Annotated in this window: 3 protein-coding genes; 1 reads left to right on the top strand and 2 read right to left on the bottom strand. The window is 38.6% G+C overall.

The features are described 5' to 3' along the window. Nucleotides 1-136 precede the first annotated feature (136 nt). Entirely contained in the window at nucleotides 137-790 is a 654-nt protein-coding gene (locus VB654_RS00325) for an HAD-IA family hydrolase (RefSeq protein WP_323211239.1), read from the top strand. Nucleotides 791-853: 63 nt separating this feature from the next. Here the strand turns inward: VB654_RS00325 and VB654_RS00330 are convergent, their stop codons facing one another. Together VB654_RS00330 and VB654_RS00335 are read right to left on the bottom strand one after the other, a co-directional pair. Beyond that, entirely contained in the window at nucleotides 854-1,891 is a 1,038-nt protein-coding gene (locus tag VB654_RS00330) for a helix-turn-helix transcriptional regulator (protein ID WP_323211240.1), read from the bottom strand. Nucleotides 1,892-2,170: 279 nt separating this feature from the next. Further along, the coding region (locus VB654_RS00335; protein WP_323211241.1) for an alpha/beta hydrolase at nucleotides 2,171-2,680 on the bottom strand (510 nt) is incomplete at its 5' end.

Below are 2,680 nucleotides of genomic sequence, written 5' to 3' on the forward strand. Positions count from 1 at the left end.
CATCTTTTTTTTAGTATAGATTTGAGAATTTCAGATTGTTTTATTCCTGTATTCACGCCAGCACAATGATTGAGGACAAAAAACCATGTAAACTATGTAAATTAACTTAATAATTATTTACAGTTTACCAAAAATCATGCTGGCTGCAATTCTCTTTGACTTAGACGGTACTATTGTCAATACTGACCCCATACACTACCAAGCTTGGCAAAAAATGTTGCTGAGTTACGATATTACAATTGACGAAACATTCTATAAATCTCGGATTAGTGGACGGCTAAACCCAGAAATTGTTAAAGATATTTTGCCGCAATTAACAGTAATTGAAGGTGAAAAGTTTGCGGATGAAAAAGAAACGCTTTTTCGCCAACTCGCCCCCCATCTGCAAGCATTGCATGGATTTGCTGAACTGATAAAATGGACAGAAACACATCAGCTAAAACGGGCTTTAGTAACTAATGCTCCTAGACAAAATGCAGAATTCATGCTAGAAGTTTTAGGAATTAAAGAAATTTTCCACACGATTGTTTTAGCTGATGATTGTGTAGCAGGTAAACCAGATCCGGAACCCTATCAAGTTGCTTTAAACAACTTAGAAATTTTAGCAGAACAAGCGATCGCTTTAGAAGACTCACCCTCTGGTATTCGTGCCGCAGTCGGTGCGGGTATTCGTACCATTGGCATTGCTTCTACTCATGATCCGCAAATTTTACAGCAAGTTGGCACATTTATGGCAATTCCAGATTTCGCTGATTTGCAGTTGTGGCAATTTCTGAATTCTTTGATCTAGCCACCCCCAAGGCTGTGAAAGCATTGTTGATTGCTTGAAGTCTTCAGAATTCAGCACTTTTATTTAAAAAGATTCTGGCGGGGAAATATCTGAACCGACGCTACTAGTCTTCAGTCCGGTTGTCATATTTACTTCAGACTTCTGGGATGATTGCAAAACAGACGAAGACGGGGAAGTAACTATATCTGGATTCAGTACCCTGCCACTATTTGTTTGTTGAGAAATTAAGGATACTCCCCCGACAGCCCCAGCCACCAGAGCTGTATAACCTACATATAGATGTATAGGACGAATATCTATTCCCAATCCTCCAGGAGCTTTTGTCGAACCATACCAAGAAGGTAAAATGGATTGTACTGCATCAGTTACTGGTAAAGAAGCAGCTAGATTTGTGCCATTTAGTCCTAAAGCATTCCCCATAACTCGAATAAATCCACGAACCAAAGTATCTTCTGGCAATAAGTCGAAATTACTATTTTCTATTGCTTCCATTCGATGAATTGGTACATGAGTATAAATATTGAGTTGGCATAGAGACAGGCCTTGAGACTCACGAGCTTGTTTGAGTTGTTGACCAATTCGACACATAGCTTCTTTGCGTCGTTCGGCTGCTATTTGCTTGGCTAGTTCAGCTTGGTCAGATTTTTTATTTGGCTTTAACCAATTGATCAGTGCGGCCCCTGGAGAATTTATTTCCGAACTTTTCTCTGGATTTACAGTCGTTTTTGGTGATACTTCTCTTTCGCTAATATATGCGTTGCTGGTTTGTGGTGCTACTTTTATACTTGGTGAATCAGTAGCTATTTTTGGTTCAACATTAGGTGAAGGTGAAACACTATGAGCCTCTGTAACTGTTTCTTGTTGTGCAAATTGCTGAAATGCCAAACTGATAGCTTCTCTACCTACCGCTTTTAACAACATCTTCACTGGTTCTCCTGAAGTACCCAGTAATTTTTGTAATGTAGTCATAGCACGGATATAAACTTTACTGCTATGAAGTTCAGCTTCAATTTCACCTAATAGCGATCGCAATTCATCTTGAGAAATTTTGATGCTAGGATTTCCAGGAATAGTGAACAAATACACAGGTGTCATAGTCATGGTTAAAGTTTTTCCTGATATTCAGCCAAAAAGTAGTTAATCTGTATAATTTATCGTTTTATATGCGTTGAGATCCGGATTGTTTTGTATTAATTAAAGATTTTTTTCCCATAAATCGTAGAATTACTGAGTCAAGATCGAATTTATATTTTCTCTTAAATGGTGACTATACAAATAAAAAGTTTTCGTGAAGTTGATCTTTGTGCTGCGATCGCCTAGTTCTAGTCCTGAGATTCATAGATAACACCGTAAATAAAGTAATTACATAAAATAAACGTTTTAATTTTTACCCGCAAAGCTGTAAGATTTGACTCGTTCCACAAAAGACTTGATCCATTGCAAATAATCATCACCAGCAACAGTAGCTGTATTATTATGGTCTGCTGCCGATACTAAAAACAGTTTTTTCGGTTCGGGCGCAGCGTGATAAAGTTTTTGGCTCATAAAAGATGGCACAGTTGTATCAGCAGTACCATGAATAAATAACACCGGTAATTTTAACAGTGGTACTTTTTGAATGGATTCAAAGCGCTGCGTCAAAATCAAATCCACCGGGAACATCCAAAATAAGTTCCTGTAAGCAACCATCTCCCTGATTGAAGTAAAGGAGCTTTCCACAATCAATCCAGCCGCTTCTGGTTGTTTAAGCGCCAAATCAATGGCGATCGCACCCCCCATCGAATGCCCGTAAATAAAAATTTTGCTAGGGGGGATTTGCTGATTTTCCACTAAGTAATTCCACGCCACAGAGGCATCCTCATAAACCCGGTTTTCGTTAGGAAACTCACC

This window comes from Nodularia sp. UHCC 0506, assembly GCF_034931045.1.
Taxonomy (GTDB): Bacteria; Cyanobacteriota; Cyanobacteriia; order Cyanobacteriales; family Nostocaceae; genus Nodularia.

Coding starts and splice junctions, on each gene's coding strand:
- VB654_RS00330 (WP_323211240.1), bottom strand. CDS start 1,891: ATGACTATGACACCTGTGTATTTGTTCACTATTCCTGGAAATCCTAGC.
- VB654_RS00325 (WP_323211239.1), top strand. CDS start 137: ATGCTGGCTGCAATTCTCTTTGACTTAGACGGTACTATTGTCAATACT.